This window comes from Pseudomonas sp. RC10 (assembly GCF_038397775.1).
GTDB lineage: Bacteria > Pseudomonadota > Gammaproteobacteria > Pseudomonadales > Pseudomonadaceae > Aquipseudomonas > Aquipseudomonas bambusae.
Genome location: NZ_CP151650.1, coordinates 581,158 through 598,941, shown reverse-complemented (window position 1 = coordinate 598,941; position 17,784 = coordinate 581,158). Strand labels below are relative to the sequence as shown.

At 58.8% G+C, this 17,784-nt stretch carries 15 protein-coding genes; 7 read left to right on the top strand and 8 right to left on the bottom strand.

The genetic code is table 11. From position 1 onward, the window contains the following. Positions 1-245: 245 nt before the first annotated feature. On the bottom strand, positions 246-1,463 hold the full coding sequence (alaC, locus tag AAEO81_RS02670) for an alanine transaminase (RefSeq protein WP_341961458.1): 1,218 nt from the start codon (positions 1,461-1,463) through the stop codon (positions 246-248). A gap of 266 nt (positions 1,464-1,729) precedes the next feature. Continuing rightward, positions 1,730-2,473, bottom strand: coding sequence for a TraX family protein (locus AAEO81_RS02665; protein ID WP_341961456.1), 744 nt, complete (start codon positions 2,471-2,473; stop codon positions 1,730-1,732). A gap of 99 nt (positions 2,474-2,572) precedes the next feature. On the opposite strand from AAEO81_RS02665, the gene AAEO81_RS02660 reads away from it, so the two are divergent. Continuing rightward, positions 2,573-3,613 carry a low specificity L-threonine aldolase gene (locus AAEO81_RS02660; protein WP_341961455.1) on the top strand — a complete coding sequence of 347 codons (1,041 nt, stop codon included), beginning with the start codon at positions 2,573-2,575 and terminating at the stop codon, positions 3,611-3,613. A gap of 162 nt (positions 3,614-3,775) precedes the next feature. Here AAEO81_RS02660 and AAEO81_RS02655 read toward each other — a convergent pair whose 3' ends face one another. After that, positions 3,776-4,078, bottom strand: a complete 303-nt coding sequence (locus AAEO81_RS02655) for a cell division protein ZapA (RefSeq protein ID WP_341961453.1) — start codon at positions 4,076-4,078, stop codon at positions 3,776-3,778. Next, positions 4,075-4,308 (bottom strand): hypothetical protein, encoded by a 234-nt coding sequence (locus tag AAEO81_RS02650; protein ID WP_341961452.1) that lies wholly within the window; start codon positions 4,306-4,308, stop codon positions 4,075-4,077. Before AAEO81_RS02650 ends, AAEO81_RS02655 begins: the two co-directional genes overlap by 4 nt. 321 nt (positions 4,309-4,629) lie before the next feature. Here AAEO81_RS02650 and AAEO81_RS02645 point away from each other — a divergent pair, with 321 nt between their 5' ends. The 3 genes from AAEO81_RS02645 to AAEO81_RS02635 all read left to right on the top strand — a co-directional run bounded on the left by AAEO81_RS02645 (position 4,630) and on the right by AAEO81_RS02635 (position 9,306). Beyond that, positions 4,630-6,255: a methyl-accepting chemotaxis protein gene (locus tag AAEO81_RS02645; protein ID WP_341961451.1), complete on the top strand. Its 1,626-nt coding sequence runs from the start codon at positions 4,630-4,632 to the stop codon at positions 6,253-6,255. A 216-nt stretch (positions 6,256-6,471) separates the two neighbouring features. Continuing rightward, complete coding sequence (locus AAEO81_RS02640) at positions 6,472-8,097, top strand: methyl-accepting chemotaxis protein (protein ID WP_341961450.1); 1,626 nt, start codon at positions 6,472-6,474, stop codon at positions 8,095-8,097. 210 nt (positions 8,098-8,307) lie between these two features. Beyond that, complete coding sequence (locus AAEO81_RS02635; RefSeq protein ID WP_341961449.1) at positions 8,308-9,306, top strand: Abi family protein; 999 nt, start codon at positions 8,308-8,310, stop codon at positions 9,304-9,306. A 70-nt stretch (positions 9,307-9,376) separates the two neighbouring features. Here the strand turns inward: AAEO81_RS02635 and gbcB are convergent, their stop codons facing one another. Continuing rightward, positions 9,377-10,477 carry a glycine-betaine demethylase subunit GbcB gene (gene gbcB / locus AAEO81_RS02630; protein ID WP_166595683.1) on the bottom strand — a complete coding sequence of 367 codons (1,101 nt, stop codon included), beginning with the start codon at positions 10,475-10,477 and terminating at the stop codon, positions 9,377-9,379. 330 nt (positions 10,478-10,807) lie between these two features. Between gbcB and gbcA the strand changes: the two genes are divergently transcribed. From gbcA to AAEO81_RS02615, 3 genes are all read left to right on the top strand, one after another. Beyond that, positions 10,808-12,106, top strand: coding sequence for a glycine-betaine demethylase subunit GbcA (gene gbcA / locus AAEO81_RS02625; RefSeq protein WP_166595684.1), 1,299 nt, complete (start codon positions 10,808-10,810; stop codon positions 12,104-12,106). A gap of 891 nt (positions 12,107-12,997) precedes the next feature. Then, positions 12,998-13,192 (top strand): hypothetical protein, encoded by a 195-nt coding sequence (locus AAEO81_RS02620; protein WP_341961448.1) that lies wholly within the window; start codon positions 12,998-13,000, stop codon positions 13,190-13,192. Next, a complete protein-coding gene (locus tag AAEO81_RS02615) occupies positions 13,189-13,707 on the top strand; it encodes a hypothetical protein (RefSeq protein WP_341961447.1) in 519 nt (172 codons plus the stop codon). Before AAEO81_RS02620 ends, AAEO81_RS02615 begins: the two co-directional genes overlap by 4 nt. A gap of 48 nt (positions 13,708-13,755) precedes the next feature. Here AAEO81_RS02615 and AAEO81_RS02610 read toward each other — a convergent pair whose 3' ends face one another. From AAEO81_RS02610 to dgcB, 3 genes are read right to left on the bottom strand one after another with little or no spacing between them, the layout of a single operon-like run. Then, a complete protein-coding gene (locus AAEO81_RS02610) occupies positions 13,756-14,559 on the bottom strand; it encodes an electron transfer flavoprotein subunit beta (protein WP_341961445.1) in 804 nt (267 codons plus the stop codon). Then, the gene (locus AAEO81_RS02605) at positions 14,549-15,769 is read right to left on the bottom strand and encodes an electron transfer flavoprotein subunit alpha/FixB family protein (RefSeq protein WP_341961444.1); all 1,221 of its coding nucleotides are present in this window, start codon (positions 15,767-15,769) and stop codon (positions 14,549-14,551) included. The genes AAEO81_RS02610 and AAEO81_RS02605 overlap by 11 nt, the downstream gene beginning before the upstream one ends. Continuing rightward, entirely contained in the window at positions 15,769-17,715 is a 1,947-nt protein-coding gene (dgcB, locus tag AAEO81_RS02600; RefSeq protein WP_341961442.1) for a dimethylglycine demethylation protein DgcB, read from the bottom strand. The genes AAEO81_RS02605 and dgcB overlap by 1 nt, the downstream gene beginning before the upstream one ends. Positions 17,716-17,784: the final 69 nt, after the last annotated feature.

Below are 17,784 nucleotides of genomic sequence, written 5' to 3'. Positions count from 1 at the left end.
ATGTCTGGATGCGACGCCTGTCGTGTAGGAGCGTGGCTTGTCCCGCGATCGAGCGCGAAGCGGTCGCAAATCCGCAGAATGCGCTGTGCCAGACAGGTCGCGTCAGCAGATTTTACTGCCGGTTCCCGGCAGGTCGCGGGACAAGCCACGCTCCTACAGAGAGGGCGTATTGCAGCACACAAATAAGAATCCCCAGCCTGGGCCGGGGATCTTGTAGGTGAAAAGCGGAATAACGAATGTCGCAATCAGACCGATTTTGCAGGGAGCAGTCCGTCGGTCCGGAACATCCCGCGAATACCGCGCACGGCCTGACGAATCCGGTCCTGGTTTTCGATCAGGGCGAAACGCACGTGATCGTCGCCGTATTCACCAAAACCGACACCCGGCGAGACGCAGACCTTGGCTTCGAGCAGCAGCTTCTTGGCGAATTCCAGCGAGCCCAAATGTGCATAGGCTTCGGGAATCTTGGCCCAGACGTACATCGACGCCTTCGGGTTCTCCACCATCCAGCCCAGTTCATGCAGACCTTTGACCAGCACGTTGCGGCGTTGGCGGTATTGCTCGGCGATGTCGAGCACGCACTGTTGGTCGCCTTCCAGTGCCGCAATCGCCGCCACTTGCAGCGGCGTGAAGGTGCCGTAGTCGTGGTAGCTCTTGATTCGGGCCAGCGCATTCACCAGTTCGGGGTTACCGACCATGAAGCCAATGCGCCAGCCCGCCATGTTGTAGCTCTTGGACAGGGTGAAAAACTCCACCGCGATGTCCTTGGCGCCGGGCACTTGCATGATTGACGGGGCTTTCCAGCCGTCGTAGACGATGTCGGCGTAGGCCAGGTCGTGCACCACCAGCACGTCGTATTGCTTCGCCAGCGCGACGACACGTTCGAAGAAGTCCAATTCGACGCACTGCGCGGTCGGGTTGGACGGGAAGCCCAGAATCATCATCTTCGGCTTGGGGATCGAGCCACGAATGGCCTTTTCCAGCTCGGCGAAGAAGTCCACGCCCGGCACCAGCGGCACCGAACGCACCTGAGCGCCTGCGATCACGGCGCCATAGATGTGGATCGGGTAGCTGGGGTTCGGCACCAGCACCGTGTCGCCTTGGTCAAGGGTGGCGAGCATCAGGTGTGCCAGGCCCTCTTTCGAGCCAATGGTGACGATGGCTTCGGTTTCGGGGTCGATGTCGACCTCGTACCGGGTTTTGTACCAACTGGAAATCGCCCGACGCAGACGCGGGATGCCACGCGAAGTCGAGTAGCCGTGAGTGTCTTCACGTTGGGCGACGGTGACCAGTTTTTCGACGATATGCGGCGGCGTTGCCCCATCGGGGTTGCCCATGCTCAGGTCGATGATGTCCTCACCACGACGACGAGCAGCCATTTTCAGCTCGGCAGTGATGTTGAACACGTAAGGGGGGAGTCGATCGATGCGCGCAAAGCGGCGCGGCGAACCTTGGTCAGCCATGGAAACCTCAAGAAGACGTAAGCGCCCGGAACCGTCCGAGCGACGCTGGCCACTGCGGTGGCCTGGTGCGGAAGATAAGGGGCGTGATGGCGGTTTGTCTACAGGGATTTCAGCCTGACTACATTTCCGACTGTGGGAGCGGATTCATTCACGAATGGGGTTTTTCAGGCGACGCATCTCCATCGAAAGTAACGCCTCTTTCGCGAATAAATTCGCTCCCACAGGTTCGCCACCAGACACAGAATCGTCGTGACGTTTTGAATACGTCAAAGGAGCAGATCGCGCAGACCGAGCAGCACCAGAAAATGCAGGGGATAAATCAGATACGCCCACCTGCGCATCGGCCAGACGCCAAACCTCGGCCGCCACCGCAACAGCGCCAGCCCCAGAAACGGCCCCAGCAGACACGCGATCAACGCCCCAATCGAAATCGGATCACCCCACATCATTCCGTCGATGATCTTCGGCCATTCATTGCTTAAAAGGCACACTGTCCCCGGAACCACCGCCAGCCAAAGTGGCCCGCGCAACACCAATAGAAAGGCCGTCGGCAGCAACACTCCGTAAGCACCGAACATGAGTTGCTGGCCAAACGCGACACCCAGACCGAGTGCGACAACACCCACAATGCGTGGCATCCATGAGCGAGCAACCGCGCCCTGCGCCACCAGCAGCCCCAGCACCAAGGTCGGCAGGACGTTCAGCGTAGTGACCTCATCCGCCATGTACAGCCGATAGGGAAGCTCGGCGACCACGGAAAACACCACCAGCCACGTCAGATATTTCCAGTCCGGACGAGGCGTCACCCCGCGCAAAAGGCTGCGTCCGACATTCGCCGCAATCGCCAGACAGAACCACGCAAACGCCAATCGTCCCGGCACGTACAGCCCATCGACATGCCAGCCGACATAACGCAAGTGATCGAGCACCATGCTCAGCATCGCCAGCCACTTGAGCAGGTCCAAGGCCCGGTCGCGCTCGGGGCGCACCGCTGAAATCGTCTCGATCATCGGACCTCACATGTTTGCTGAATTTTCTGACGCAAGAATGCATGACCTCTGCATTGAAATCTGGTTACAGTCGCAACCTTCGATTACAGGGAACCGGCCATGTCAGACCAAAGCCAGCAGTTTGCCAGCGACAACTATTCGGGAATCTGCCCGGAAGCGTGGGCGGCCATGGAGCAAGCCAACTATGGCCACCAGCGTGCCTACGGCGACGATCAGTGGACAGCACGCGCGGCCGATCAATTCCGCCAGCTGTTCGAAACCGACTGCGAAGTGTTCTTCGCCTTCAACGGCACGGCAGCCAACTCATTGGCGCTGTCGTCGTTGTGCCAGAGCTATCACAGCGTCATCTGCTCCGAGACCGCCCACGTCGAAACCGACGAGTGTGGCGCGCCGGAGTTCTTTTCCAACGGCTCGAAGCTGCTCACCGCCCGCAGCGAGAACGGCAAGCTGACGCCCACGTCGATTCGTGAAGTCGCGCTCAAGCGCGCCGACATCCACTATCCGAAACCGCGTGTCGTGACGCTGACTCAGGCAACCGAAGTCGGCAGCGTCTACCTGCCCGAAGAGCTGAAAGCCATCAGCGACACCTGCAAGGAACTCGGCCTGAACCTGCACATGGACGGCGCCCGTTTCGCCAACGCCTGCGCATTTCTGGGCTGCTCACCCGCTGAGCTGACCTGGAAAGCAGGCATCGACGTGCTGTGCTTCGGCGGCACCAAGAACGGCATGGCAGTGGGTGAGGCGATTCTGTTCTTCAACCACCAGCTGGCCGAAGACTTCGACTATCGCTGCAAGCAGGCAGGGCAACTGGCGTCGAAAATGCGTTTTCTGTCGGCCCCCTGGGTGGGCCTGCTGGAAAACGATGCGTGGCTCAAACACGCTCGCCACGCCAACGCCTGCGCGCAATTGCTGGCCGACCTGGTCAAGGACATTCCGGGCGTTGAGCTGATGTTCCCGGTGCAGGCCAACGGCGTATTCTTGCAACTGTCGGAGGCAGCCATCGCCGCACTGACCGCCAAGGGCTGGCGGTTCTACACCTTCATCGGCAGCGGCGGCGCGCGCTTCATGTGCTCGTGGGACACCGAAGAAGCCCGCGTGCGGGAGCTGGCGGCGGATATCCGTCTGGTGATGGGGGCCTGATCCGAGAAACGGCGCCGTATAGCCGTATAACTGTGGGAGCGAATTCATTCGCGATAAAGGGTACAGCCGACATCAATGTGTCGGATGTACCTACCAATCGCGAATGAATTCGCTCCCACAAGGAATCACTGCAATCAGACCGATCAATCCCTGCAGAAGCATTCACCCCTGCGCAATCACCTTCTCAATCACCTCGACCGTCGCACTGACCTTGTCTTCATAGCGGCTCAGCGCTTCGGCGTGCTGCTCTTTGAGTTCGATCTGCTTCGAACACAGGTTCAGCGCCGCCAGCACCAACAGACGATCACCGATCAAAGTCGGATAACTACGTTTGGTTTCAGACAACGCCGATTTCAGCATGACCACGGCATCCATCAAGGTCTGTTCCTGACCTTCAGGCGCCTTGATCGTGTAATCGTTGCCAAGAATGGAAATGACCTTGGTGGTGTCGCGGTCGAGAATCATGCGCCGACCGCACTTGCGCTGGTGGCGCGATCAACCAACGCCTGAATACGGGCGGCCGTGGCGCCCTGCTTTTCTTCCTGCTCCAGCAGGCTCAACTGCAAACTGTCGTTGTCATCCTTGGCTTGTTTCAATTCTTCGGCGAGCTGAACGTTCGTGTTCTGCAGCGTCTGATTCTGCTGAACGAGGTCACCGACGAGTTTTTCCAACTGGCTTAGAGATGCTTCCAACATTTTGATTTCTCAGGCAAATTTCAAAGGGCGCGTACGATAAAGAAAAGTCACTTCAGCTACCAGTGAAATCAGGGCATTCACGCCACAACACCGACACAAAAAGCACAGATACCGCTTCAATTCCGCAAACGCATAACGGACCTGATTGACTGCGTTTTCCCCCTCTTGTTCCTGCTGTTCGTCAGATCGACCTGCCTGCGACAGATGCGCGCACTATGGACCAACCAGTTCAAGTCCTGGCATGCCTGACCGATAAGCAAGTATTCCTTTTCGTACCTCCCTTTTGTTTCGCATGGATCGCGCCCCAATTCAGGAACAGTCATGTCCCTTCGCAATATGAACATCGCGCCCCGTGCTTTTCTCGGCTTCTCCATCATCGGCTTGCTGATGCTGGTGCTTGGCATCTTCGCGCTCGCGCAGATGAGCGAGATCAACGATGCCACCGAAGTCATGGCCACCAACAGCATGCCCAGCATCAAGGCGCTGGATAAGCTGACCGAGGCCAGCGTTCGCCTACGCGTCCTGTCCTATCGTCTGATGCTCAACCGCGAAGCCGACACCCAGCAAAAGACGCTCGACCTGCTGGCGACCCGTAACCGGCAGATCGAAGAAGCACGCGCCGTTTATGTGAAATTGATCTCCGCCCCTGAAGAGCAGGTGACGTACGATCAATACGTGAAACTGCTGGGCGACTATCGCCAGCTCGAAGACCGCATGAAATCGTTGAGCAGCGCTAACAAGCTGGACGAGCTGACGGCTTTGCTTAACAACGACCTGCAAACCAACTCGGACCAGATGAACGTGGTCTTGAGCAAGCTGGTGGAAATCAACACCCAGCAGCTCAACGACACCAACAAAGACGCCTCGAACCAGTATTCGACGGCCTTCACGATGGTGGTCACGCTGTTGATCATTGCCACTCTGCTGACGCTACTGTTCGCCTGGCTGCTGACGAACAGCATCACTCGCCCAATCTCCTCTGCGCTGAAAGCGGCGGAGGAAATCGCCGAGGGTGATCTGACCCGCACCATTCAGGTAGACGGGAATGACGAAGCCGGTCGTCTGCTGGCGGCCATGCTGAAAATGCAATCGAAGCTGCGCGACACACTGCAACGCATTTCTGGTTCCGCGACTCAACTGGCGTCTGCCGCTGAAGAGCTGAACGCCGTCACCGACGAAAGCGCCCGTGGCCTTTCCCAGCAAAACAACGAGATCGAACAGGCCGCGACCGCTGTCAACGAGATGACCAGCGCCGTCGAAGAAGTGGCCCGCAACGCGGTCAGCACCTCCGAAGCATCGAAAAACGCCACCACCTCGGCCAGCGACGGCCGCGATCTGGTGCAGGAAACCGTCAGCGCCATCGAACGCATGAGCGGAGATGTGCAAAGCACCGCCACCCTGATCGGCAACCTCGCCGAGCAATCCCGCGACATCGGCAAGGTCCTGGACGTGATTCGGGGTCTCGCCGACCAGACCAACCTGCTGGCCCTCAACGCCGCCATTGAAGCTGCACGTGCGGGCGAAGCCGGCCGTGGCTTTGCCGTCGTGGCCGACGAAGTGCGCGCCCTCGCCCACCGCACCCAGCAATCGACCAGCGAAATCGAACGCATGATCGGCAGTATTCAGGGCGGGACCGAGGAGGCCGTCAACTCGATGCGCAGCAGCACCGAACGCGCCGAATCGACGTTGAACATTGCCAAAGGCGCAGGCGTTGCGCTGGACACCATTAACGGCGCAGTGGTTGAAATCAACGAACGCAACCTCGTGATCGCCAGCGCCGCCGAGGAACAGGCTCAAGTTGCTCGCGAGGTGGACCGCAACCTGGTCAACATCCGCGATCTGTCGACTCAATCAGCCACCGGCGCCAACCAGACCAGCGCCGCGAGCAACGAGCTGTCGCGTCTGGCCGTGGACCTGAACGGCATGGTCGCCCGCTTCCGCCTGTAACCCGCTGACAGCAATGAAAAAAGGGGAATGCGCCAATGCGTATTCCCCTTTTTTCGTCCCTGATGGTTCGCAAACCTTCGGATCGACAGCAAGCTATTTATTTCAAAATAATGCAAATCCGCTCAAGGCCCCGGATTTACGACCGATAGGCAGTAACCAGACTCGTTTAAAAACGGCCAGGGCGCAGGTCTGCGCCCATTTCTCGGATGATCGGTTATGTCACTGCGCAACATGAACATCGCTCCACGCGCGTTTTTCAGTTTTGCCCTGATAGGCGCCCTGATGTTGTTTCTCGGCATCTTCTCGTTGACGCAGATGAGCAAGATTCGCTCTGAAGGCAACGAAATCGCAAAGAACACCGTGCCGAGCATTCGCAGCCTGGACAAGATGATCGACACCAGCGTGCGCTTACGCGTCCTGTCTTTCCGGCTGCTGGTCAACCGTGACCCGGCCGTTCAACAGAAGACCCTCGATGCCATGACATCCCGCTTCCAGCAAATGGGTATCGCCCAGGCTGTTTATGAAAAGCTGCCGACGACCGCGGACGAAAAAACCAACTATGCCGAATTCAAGCAGCTGCTGATCCAGTACCGTCAGCTCGAAGACCGCATGCGCGCCCTCAGCCAAGACGGAAAAACGGAAGAGCTCGCCCGGCTGTTGAACGTCGACTTGCAGGAAAACTCCGACAAGATGAATGCAGTTCTGTCGAAGCTGGTGGAGATCAACAGCAAAGAGTCTGACGCCGCCAACGCTGCTGCGGGCGAGCAATACAACATGGCGTTCAATATGGTGGTCGGGTTGCTGATCCTTGCGACGGTCCTGACGTTGCTGTTCGCCTGGCTGCTGACCAACAGCATCACTCGCCCGATCGGCGCTGCGCTCAAGGCCGCCGAAGAAATCGCCGAGGGCGACCTGACGTCAACGATTGTCGCGGACGGTTCGGACGAAGCGGGTCGCTTGTTGACGGCCATGCTGAAGATGCAATCAAAACTGCGCGACACGCTGCAACGCATTTCCGGCTCAGCCACTCAACTGGCGTCTGCCGCTGAAGAACTCAATGCCGTGACCGACGAGAGTGCCCGAGGCCTGTCGCAACAGAACAACGAAATCGAACAGGCCGCGACCGCTGTCAACGAGATGACCAGCGCCGTCGAAGAAGTGGCCCGCAACGCAGTCAGCACTTCGGAAGCTTCGAAGAACGCTACGTCTTCGGCCAGCGACGGCCGTGATCTGGTGCAGGAAACCGTCAGCGCCATCGAACGCATGAGCGGAGACGTGCAAAGCACCGCCACCCTGATCGGCAACCTCGCAGATGAATCCCGCGACATCGGCAAGGTGCTGGACGTCATTCGTGGCCTGGCCGACCAGACCAACCTCCTCGCCCTCAACGCGGCCATCGAAGCCGCACGTGCCGGTGAAGCCGGTCGCGGTTTTGCCGTCGTGGCCGACGAAGTGCGCGCCCTCGCCCACCGTACCCAGCAATCGACCAGCGAAATCGAACGCATGATCGGCAGTATTCAGGGTGGCACCGAAAAGGCCGTCAACTCGATGCGCAGCAGCACCGAACGCGCTGAATCGACCCTGAACATCGCCAAAGGCGCAGGCGTTGGGCTGGACACCATTAACGGCGCAGTGGTTGAAATCAACGAACGCAACCTCGTGATCGCCAGCGCCGCCGAGGAACAGGCACAAGTCGCTCGCGAGGTGGACCGCAATCTAGTCAACATCCGCGACCTCTCTGCGCAATCCACCACCGGCGCCAGCCAGACCAGCGCAGCCAGCAACGAACTGTCGCGACTGGCGGTGGATTTGAACGGGATGGTGGCGCGGTTCAGGGTGTAAATGGGTTCCAGATCCAGGAGGGGAATGCTGTTCATCGCGACATTCCTGCCCTCTGAAACTGGAGAAACCACCGTTACAATTTGCTGAAACCTCAACGTTGACCGCGTTCCTGAGGTCCCTATAATCCAGCGCAACACACCCGCCAAGCCTAGGTTGACCTGGTCAGCACGCTCAAATCGCGCGGGTTTTTTTTGCCTGGAGAAAAGTGGCATGAGGCCATTCGATAAACCCGCCCTCAGCGTCGATCAGCAATTGGAACTGCTGAAAAAACGTGGCCTGCGCATCGCGAATGAACACAAGGCAATGTGTCTGCTGGAGGTGGTCACGCTGTTTCGGCTCAGCCCATACATGCGGCCGTTTCAGGAGACACGACCGGACCATGCCTTCAAGCCCGGTTCCGCATTGAAAGACATCGTAGAGGTCTATCGCTTCGACTCTTCATTACGCAGCCTGGTCATGGAGGCAATAGAGAGAGTCGAAGTGGCCGTACGCGCAGCCATCAACAATCACCTGAGTCCCAGGCTCGGCTCAAGCTGGATAACCGACCCCAAATCGTTTCATTCTTCCTATGCACACGGCGAACTGTTGCGCCCCCTAAGGCTGAAGCTCGCTGACGAGGCTAGAAAGCTCAAGCGTGAACTGACACGAAACCAACGCAGCGGGCGTTCCGAGCACGCGATACGCCAACACATGGACAACCGCGCTCGCGATAACTACTTCCGTTTTTATGGTGCGACCTATAACGATCCTGAGCTACCGCCCGCGTGGGCGATGCTTGAGGAAATGAGTCTGGGGACAGTGTCAACGCTGTTCAGGGCCATTGCTCGAAGCCGCGACAAAAAAGCCATCGCATCCCGGTTCAAGTTGCCGTTTGAAGTGCTTGAGTCTTGGCTGCACACGTTGACGTTCATTCGCAACTGTTGCGCGCACCACTCACGCCTGTGGAACAGAGAGCTGCCTGTTCGTCCCGCGCTGCCGAAAAGCTGGACGATCGCCAAGGCTTGTCAGAACCAGCCTCAGCCATCGCAGCGGCTATACGTGGTGTTGACCATGCTCGCTTATCTGACTGATCTGATCAGCCCGGACGCTCAGTGGAAAGCTCGAGCGTTGAAGTTGCTGGGAGATCAGGACGCCTCAAGGCTGAAGCCTATGGGATTCCCGAATGGCTGGGCAGCGCAGGAGCACTGGGCCGAGATCCATCTCGGATAACAGCTCGGCTTGCCGACGGTCGCGCATTCGAAATCGCCACCGCCGACAAGCCGTGCTGCTACCTATTTCATCAATACTCGATTCGCACGTCGCCCTTCGGAATGCTGCAGCACGACAGGATGTAGCCTTCTTCCACGTCGTCGTCGGTAATGCCGCCGTTGTGTTCCATCTCGACTTCGCCGCTCAGCTTCATCACCTTGCAGGTCCCGCAGATGCCCATGCCGCAGGCTTTCGGGATCATCAGGCCCAGCTTGGCAGCGGCGGCGTGAACGGTTTCGCCTGGCGCCACGCGGATGCTCTTGCCGGTGTCGGTGAATTCGACCTGGTGCAGTTCGGCAATGTCGATTTCCGGCGCGTCGGCGGCCTGTTCGGCGTGTTCCACGGCATCGGCGCGGGCTTCGGGTGGCGTCGCACCGAAGGATTCCTCGTGGTACTGGGCCATGTTGAAGCCGTTGGCTTCCAGGAGGCGCTTGACCGCGTTCATGTAAGGGGTCGGGCCGCAGCAGAAGACTTCACGTTCCATGAAGTCCGGCGCCATCAGCTCCAGCATCTTTTGGTTCAGGTAGCCGCGATAACCGGCCCATGGTTCGCCCAGACCGTGCTTCTCACAGACGATGTGCAGCGAGAAGTTATTGATACGCGACGCCATCTGCTCAAGTTCGCGGTGGTAGATGATGTCTTTTGGCGAACGGGAGCTGTGAACGAACACCATGTCGACATTGGCGTTGGTGTCGTAATACCAGCGCGCCATGGACATGACCGGCGTGATGCCGACGCCGCCGCTGAGGTACAAAATCTTCGGGTTCGGGAAGTCGATGGCGTTGAACAGCCCGACCGGCCCGTGAACCGCCAGCTCTTGGCCTTCATGCAGGGTGTCGTGGAGCCAGTTCGAGACCTTACCGCCCGGCACGCGCTTGATGGTGATCGAGAAGCTGTACGGCACCGAGGGCGAGCTGGAAATGGTGTAGGAGCGCATGGTCGGCACGCCGTCGATTTCCAGCTCCAGGGTGACGAACTGGCCCGGCTTGAAAAAGAACAGGATCGGCTGGTCGGCCATGAAGCAAAAAGTGCGAACGTCCCAGGTTTCCTGGATCACTTTGACGACGCGCACAAGGTGGCGGCCATTGGCCCAGGTCTGCGTGGTAACCGGGCTGAGGAAACTCTGGGACATACTCACTCTCCACGGCCGACTGTCGGCCTCTTATGGTGGCGATTCTGCGTAACGCACGAGCCGCCTATTTACCTATCAGCGACATTCACATACTTATGGCGACCAGCCCCGATCTATAGGGGCTGCGTAGTCGGAAACGGATTCGGCCATGTCGCCCATGGATAAGGTTCGTGTCGCGACCGGCTACACACTCGCCGTCAATCGAATACAGATTTTTACCTAATAAACATGAGCGACTTCCAACACCGTCGCCTCGCGTGCCAGACACACAACACAACCGTATTAGCCACATTCGTAGGCCGCTGAAACCGCGACCTGAGGACTTGAAAGATGGACGTCACCGCAACTCTGAGCCTGGGCGATCCGCTGGAACCCGCACGCAAGGCAACCGCCGAAATGCTGCAAACCCGCGAGCGCACGTACTCGCTGCCGCAGCCTTTCTACAGCGATGAGCGGCTGTTTGAAATCGACATGCAGGAAATCTTTCAAAAGGAATGGCTGATCGCGGGCATGACCAGCGAGATTCCGGCCAAAGGTAACTTCCTGACGCTGGAAATCGGCAAGAACCCGATCCTGGTCGTGCGCAAGCCTGACGGCACCGTCGCCGCGTTCCACAACGTCTGCCGCCACCGCGGTTCGCGTCTGTGCACCAAAGAGAAAGGCAAGGTCGCCAAACTGGTGTGCCCGTACCACCAGTGGACCTACGAGCTCGACGGCCGCCTGCTGTATGCGGGCACCGAAATGGGCGCCGACTTCGACATGCAGAAGTTCAGCCTCAAGCCTGTGCACTGCAAAGTGTCCGGCGGCTACATCTTCATCAGCCTGGCGCAAAACCCGCCGGCCATCGACGAGTTCCTGCAGACGCTGAATCACTACATGGAACCGTACGACATGGAAAACACCAAGGTGGCGGTGCAAACCACCTTGATCGAGAAGGCCAACTGGAAACTCGTGCTGGAAAACAACCGCGAGTGCTACCACTGCAGTGGTTCGCACCCAGAGCTGTTGAACACCCTGCTGGAGTGGGATGACACCAACGATCCGCGCGCCGACCAGAAATTCAAGGATCACGTCGCTGAATCCGCTGCTGCGTGGGAAGCCGAGAAGATCCCTTACCTGCACAAGAGCTTCGGCCTGCGTAACCGTATCGTGCGTATGCCGCTGCTCAAAGGCACCGTATCCATGACCATGGACGGCCAGCAAGGCAGTAAGAAGCTCATGGGCCGCATCAAGAACCCGGACTTGGGCTCGATGCGCATCCTGCATTTGCCGCACTCGTGGAACCATTGCATGGGCGATCACGTCATCGTGTTCACCGTATGGCCACTGAGCGCACAGGAAACCATGGTCACCACCAAATGGCTGGTGCACAAAGACGCCGTCGAAGGCGTGGACTACGACGTCGCGCGCCTGCGTGAAGTCTGGGACGCCACCAACGACCAGGACCGTCGCCTGGCCGAAGAAAACCAGCGCGGCATCAACTCCGTCGCCTACCAGCCAGGCCCGTACTCGCAAACCTACGAGTTCGGCGTGGTCAACTTCATCGACTGGTACAGCGCCAAGTTGCTGGAAAACATGGGCGCAGAGCCTGCGCCTTATTTGAAGGGTGTGGCGGTTAATCACGAGTAAGGCTTTACGGCTACGACGCTTGAAACCACACCATCGTCCGGGCTAGTCCCGGACGATGCGTTTTTTCGCCTGACACCCCGCAGCATTCCCCCTCCGAGTCTTCCTGCACTGTCATTTCTGACAGTTATGCGATTCTTCATTTCTCTTATCCACAGCACAATCCGGTGCATGGTGGGGAACTCAATCCGCGTCCGTGCGAAAAGCCAGAAAAAACCGTGACTTATTCAAACTGAGGTGAAGGAGAAATAGCTGATCATATTCTGATCAAAACTCTGAAGGCCGCGCGATACATGGCTCACAGAGGAACGCGAACACCTTATCCACAGGACCACTCACAGAGATTGTGCGCAAGTTGTGCTATTAAAGTTTGACATGTGGAAAACTGACATTTGCGTCAATATCCAGCATGGCGAGACATAACATCGCCAAAGAAATGTCGGATTGATCAAAACTTAACCAATCGCCTGAAAACGTGTATTTATGGGGCTTACAGAGGATAGCGAACATCTTATCCACATAGCCGCCAACAGAGATTGTGGGCAAATGTGTGCATGTTGGCCGGTCAACTGTGGAGAAAAGCGTTAAAAAACCGAGGGATAGGCTGGGTGATTTTTGATCAGATGCTTGTAAGCCACGGAGCGTAACGCCTAGCGCAATGGCCGAACAGTTTATCCACAAATGGATCAACAGCGACTGTGGATATGTGGATAGGTTGGCTTAGCCCTTATGAGAAGAGTCTGAAATCGTCATGCGTACACGTGTGTCGAGGCTGGCTTTCAAGAGAGGTCGAAGAACATTCATCTTGCTGAATGTTCGGAAACGTCTGACAGAGCGATAAGTGCAAGAACTGTAAACTTGCCGCCTGTGCAACACGACCGGAAGGATTCCATCATGAAAATCAGAACCCCCTTCTCGCGAGACGTCGTCTTGAGAGCCAATGCCCATCTGATCGAACAGGGAGGCCGCCCTGCAAAGCTGCCACGAGAGCTGCTAGGTGTCGTCACCTTCCGGCCTAGAACAATAGAAGAGATCAACAGCGCCTTTGCCTCTGCGTATGCAAAGCTGCGTGAGACTGAGTTTGCATGACAAAAGCAAACTACAACCACATCTATAACGCATTGGTCGCAGACAATAACGACATCGTTGGCAAACTCGCCTACTCGCAATACAAACGTCAGAAAATCGAATACATCCTGGCGTTCAAGGAAAAGCACGGAGAACTCCCGAACGACGCTGACCTTGCGGCGTTCCACGACATGAGCAATAACGTGTCAGCCCTTGAGAGCTACCGAAGTCAGGCAGCGCAGCTTGCCGTGGATTTTTTGAAAGCATCTCTCGCGGATGAAACAAGGGAGATGGAAGAGATATATGCGGCCAAAGCCAGTCATGAGATACGATCCGCCCGACCGGGCTTCTGGACTGGCGTATCACAAAGCGTCATTGGCTCTGCATGCTTCATCATGCTGTTAGGCTGTCTCGTCTTCTTTACCTGGAGTCTGAAACAAGGCCCACGCCAGGTCATAGAGCAAGTGTTCGACGTAATGATCGTCGACTCGGCCTCCATCAACACGACTGTAGCGCTTGATGATCCGCAGTCTTAAACACAAAAAGCGCCAAACAGGCGCCTTTTGCGTTTGAAGAGGTGCGCCTTAACGCACCACCCCTTCCTCCACCAACAACTTCAAAATCGCCGCAGCGCCTTCCTGGGGGCTAACACCTTTAAGCACTTGCCCGCCGCCGCCGCTGGCTTTTGCCGTCGCCGCCTTCATCCGGTCCGCGCCGCTCTTCGCCTTGATCACTTTCAGCCGTTTCGGCCGAGGTTTGGCCGGAGTCAGTTCGGCGCCTGTGAATAACTCGTCGATCGTGACTTCAATGTCTTCCACGTCCAGCGTGCCGCGCTGCGCCGGGCCGTAGGCGCTTTGGCGCGGTTTCGGCGCGGCGTTATCCACAGTGGCGAGGAATGGCAGACGCACCTTCAGGCGGCGGCGTTGACCGCGTGGCAACGCCTGGAGCACTTGGGCGCTGCCATTGCTGATGGATTCTACTTCCGCCATGCCGACCACCAGCGGCCAGCCGAGTTTCTCGGCGAGCAGGTAGGGCAGCATGCCCGATCCTTCGCCCGTTTCGGCTTGGGTGCCAGCAAGCACCAGCTGTACGCCGGATTCGCGGATGTAATCAGCCAGCCCCGGCAGCGCGTCGGCGCCTTGGGGTTGGTCGAGAACGTGCAACTCTTTCAGGCCCATTCCGAGGTAAGCACGCAGTGCGGGCTCCTCAGCGCTACCGGCATGCAGCACGTGTAAGTTATCCCCAGCCAGTTGCAAGCCTAGCTCGACAGCGCGCGCATCCTGCTCGGCGCGGCGCGGACGACCGGAAGTCGGGTGCGCGCCGATGGAAACGAGGCTGATGACGTGCAAGGCGGCTTTATCCACAGGCAGTTTTTTTTCAGGCTGCATCGCGTTTCGCCTCGTTCCGGTAGGCCTCGACGGCTTCGATGAGCGCGTTGAGGATTTCAGCGCTTTCGCCAATGACTGACAAATCAGCACGTTTGATCATGTCGCACGTTGGATCAAGGTTGATCGCCACGACTTTGTCGCACGCGCCGATGCCTTGTAAGTGCTGAATCGCGCCGGAGATACCCACAGCCACGTAAACCCGGGCCGTGACCCAGGTGCCCGATGCGCCGACCTGGCGATCGCGGGTCATGAAACCATCGTCCACCGCCACGCGGGAGGCGCCTTCAGTGGCGCCCAGCGCGGCAGCGGTACGGTGGAACAGGCCCCAATCTTTCACGCCATTGCCGCCGGAGAAAATGAACTCCGCTTCGGCCATGGGGATAAGTGCAGGGTCGACCGCCACCGCGCCGAGGTCTTCGATGCGTGGCAGGCTGCGGGCGATGGTTGTGGACAACTCGACCGGCAGGGCTTCGTGGCGGGTTTCGCTGACCGGTTCGGCGCACTCGGCGGCGGCCAGGATGAGGCGAGAAACTGTACGCGAAATATCTTCACGACCCGCACCTGCGCGGCCGGTGGCCTGTTGATCCTTGATCTGCCATACGCGCGTGGCCGGGCGTTCACCCAAACTGGCGGCGAAGCGACGGCCCAGCTCACCGCCACCGGTGCGGCTGTCGGGCAACAACCAGTGATGCGGGTCGAACTGGTTATCCACAGCTCGCAGACCCTGCACACGCTGCTCAGGTGAATAACCGGCAAATTCGCTGCCTTCCAATACCAGCAGACGATCAACGCCTGCGGTGTCGAACGCGCTTTCTTTGTGCTCACCGAAGACCACGGCCAATACTGCGCCGTCCTTGCCTGCAAGGCTGTGGGCCAGGCCAAGCAAGTCGCGGTCGTGGCTGCTCAGGCGACCACCGACCATGTCGGGAACGACCGCAATGAAGAACGCCGGATCGGCCACTTGATGCAGCGGCAATTGCACTTCAACGGAAGCCGAACGCTTCGTGGTCCCGCCCTGCTGTGCGCCACTGCGGTCGATGCGCTTGATGCCGTTGGGGCCAATGAAACCAATGCCATGCAGGCTTTTGCGGATGATACCGTTCGGTCCCATCCAGCTGGACTGCGCCGGTTGCATGGCGGCGTGCAGCGGGTGCAAGCGGTTGCGAGCGATCCACTCGGCACGAGGGTCGCGGCGGATAATGTCGCTCATCAATGCGCCTCCGCAGGTTCACGTTTGGTCGGTGCCGGTTTGACCGGTGCAGCGTCTTCGAGCAGCGCGTCGGCCACCAGTTCGGCGATGTCCTTGATCATCGGGCGTGGTTCGACCACACCTTCCAGCATCGCGGTGCACTGTGGGCAACCCACGGCCACCAGTTCGGCGCCGGTTTCGCGGATGTCTTCCATGCGCATGTCGGGTATCCGCTGTTTGCCCGGAATGTCGGTGATCGGCGCGCCGCCACCGCCGCCGCAGCAACGGGAGCGGAAACCGGAGCGCTGCATTTCCTTGACCTCAATACCCAGCGCCTTGAGCACGTCGCGCGGCGCTTCGTACTCGCCGTTGTATCGTCCCAGGTAGCACGGGTCGTGATAGGTCACGCTGGAGCCTTTGTGCTGGCCCAGATTCAGCGCGCCACCGCCGATCAGCTCGGCCATGTAGGTGCTGTGGTGCTGCACGAGGTAGTTGCCGTCAAAGGCGCCGTACTCGTTTTTCAGCACGTGAAAACTGTGCGGATCACAGGTGACGATGCGTTTGAAGCTGTATTTGGCCAGCGTCTGAATGTTGCGTTTGGCGAGCATCTGGAAGGTCGCTTCATCGCCCAGACGACGAGCCACGTCACCGCTGTCGCGCTCTTCCAGGCCCAGTACCGCGAAGTCGACTTTCGCCGCTTTCAGCACTTTGACGAAGGCGCGCAGCGTACGCTGGTTGCGCATGTCGAACGCGCCATCACCGACCCAGAACAGCACGTCAGTGGTCTTTTTGTCGCTCATCAGGCTGAGGTTCAGGTCAGCCGCCCAGTTCATCCGGCCGCCGGGTGCAAAACCGCCCGGGTTGTCGGTGGCGATGAGGTTTTCCAGCACTTCGGCACCCTTGTTCGGGGTCGCGCCTTTTTCCAGCGTCAGGTGACGACGCATGTCGACGATGGCGTCCACGTGCTCGATCATCATCGGGCACTCTTCCACGCAGGCGCGGCAGGTGGTGCATGACCACAGGGTTTCGGCATCGACCAGACCGTTGACGATCGGTTGATGTGGGTTGCCTTTGTGTTCGCCGATTGCTTTGCCTGGATAAGGGCTGCCTGCGAAGTTTGCGTCAGTGCCGCCCGCCAGACCGACGACCATGTCCTGAATCAGCTTTTTCGGGTTCAGCGGCTGGCCAGCGGCGAACGCAGGGCACGCTGCTTCGCACTTGCCGCACTGCACGCAGGCGTCGAAGCCCAGCAGTTGGTTCCAGGTGAAATCCTTGGGTTTTTCCACGCCCAGCGGCGCGGTCGGGTCGGCCAGGTCCAGCGGTTTCAGGCCGGTCGAACGACCACCGCCAAAGCGCTCGGCGCGACGGTGCCACGCCAGGTGCAGCGCACCGGCGAAGGCATGCTTCATCGGGCCGCCCCAGGTCATGCCGAAGAACAATTCGGAAACGCCCCACAGCACACCTATCCCCAGGATGATTGCCAGCAGCCAGCCACCGAAGTTTTCCGGGAGGATGCCCGCGACCGGCAAGGTCACCAGAAAGAACGAGCCAGAGAACGCCAGCAGGCTTTTCGGCAGGCGCATCCACGGGCCTTTCGACAGGCGGCTTGGTGGGTTACGGCGACGCATATAAACGAAGATCGCGCCGACGAACATCACCGCCGTCATCAGCAGCAGCGCGTAACCGAGAATGCGGTTATGCAGGCCGAAACCGTGGACCAGAATCGCCAGAATGATCGACGCAACCGCGCCGCCAGCCGTGGCGACGTGGGTGTTGGCGATGTATTTGTCCCGCGCGACCACGTGGTGCAGATCGACCATGTAGCGCTTGGGCATGGCCAGCAGGCCGCCCAGCAGATCGACCTTGGACGCACGCCCGTTACGCCACATGGCAACCCGCCGTAAGGCGCCGAGGACACCAAGGCCCAAAGCGGCGAACAGCAGGATTGGAAGAAGGGTACTCAACATCAGACTCACCTCTGCGAGGTGCAAGCCACAAGCTGCAAGCTGCAAGAAAGAGCAACGGTGAACGCAGCG

Bases quoted from the DNA above. Each gene is read 5' to 3' on its own strand.
- AAEO81_RS02615 (WP_341961447.1), top strand. From the start codon at position 13,189: ATGACAAAAGCAAACTACAACCACATCTATAACGCATTGGTCGCAGAC.
- gbcB (WP_166595683.1), bottom strand. From the start codon at position 10,477: ATGTCCCAGAGTTTCCTCAGCCCGGTTACCACGCAGACCTGGGCCAAT.
- AAEO81_RS02655 (WP_341961453.1), bottom strand. From the start codon at position 4,078: ATGATTCTCGACCGCGACACCACCAAGGTCATTTCCATTCTTGGCAAC.
- AAEO81_RS02635 (WP_341961449.1), top strand. From the start codon at position 8,308: ATGAGGCCATTCGATAAACCCGCCCTCAGCGTCGATCAGCAATTGGAA.
- dgcB (WP_341961442.1), bottom strand. From the start codon at position 17,715: ATGTTGAGTACCCTTCTTCCAATCCTGCTGTTCGCCGCTTTGGGCCTT.
- AAEO81_RS02660 (WP_341961455.1), top strand. From the start codon at position 2,573: ATGTCAGACCAAAGCCAGCAGTTTGCCAGCGACAACTATTCGGGAATC.
- AAEO81_RS02665 (WP_341961456.1), bottom strand. From the start codon at position 2,473: ATGATCGAGACGATTTCAGCGGTGCGCCCCGAGCGCGACCGGGCCTTG.
- AAEO81_RS02650 (WP_341961452.1), bottom strand. From the start codon at position 4,308: ATGTTGGAAGCATCTCTAAGCCAGTTGGAAAAACTCGTCGGTGACCTC.
- AAEO81_RS02645 (WP_341961451.1), top strand. From the start codon at position 4,630: ATGTCCCTTCGCAATATGAACATCGCGCCCCGTGCTTTTCTCGGCTTC.
- AAEO81_RS02605 (WP_341961444.1), bottom strand. From the start codon at position 15,769: ATGAGCGACATTATCCGCCGCGACCCTCGTGCCGAGTGGATCGCTCGC.
- alaC (WP_341961458.1), bottom strand. From the start codon at position 1,463: ATGGCTGACCAAGGTTCGCCGCGCCGCTTTGCGCGCATCGATCGACTC.
- AAEO81_RS02610 (WP_341961445.1), bottom strand. From the start codon at position 14,559: ATGCAGCCTGAAAAAAAACTGCCTGTGGATAAAGCCGCCTTGCACGTC.
- AAEO81_RS02640 (WP_341961450.1), top strand. From the start codon at position 6,472: ATGTCACTGCGCAACATGAACATCGCTCCACGCGCGTTTTTCAGTTTT.
- gbcA (WP_166595684.1), top strand. From the start codon at position 10,808: ATGGACGTCACCGCAACTCTGAGCCTGGGCGATCCGCTGGAACCCGCA.
- AAEO81_RS02620 (WP_341961448.1), top strand. From the start codon at position 12,998: ATGAAAATCAGAACCCCCTTCTCGCGAGACGTCGTCTTGAGAGCCAAT.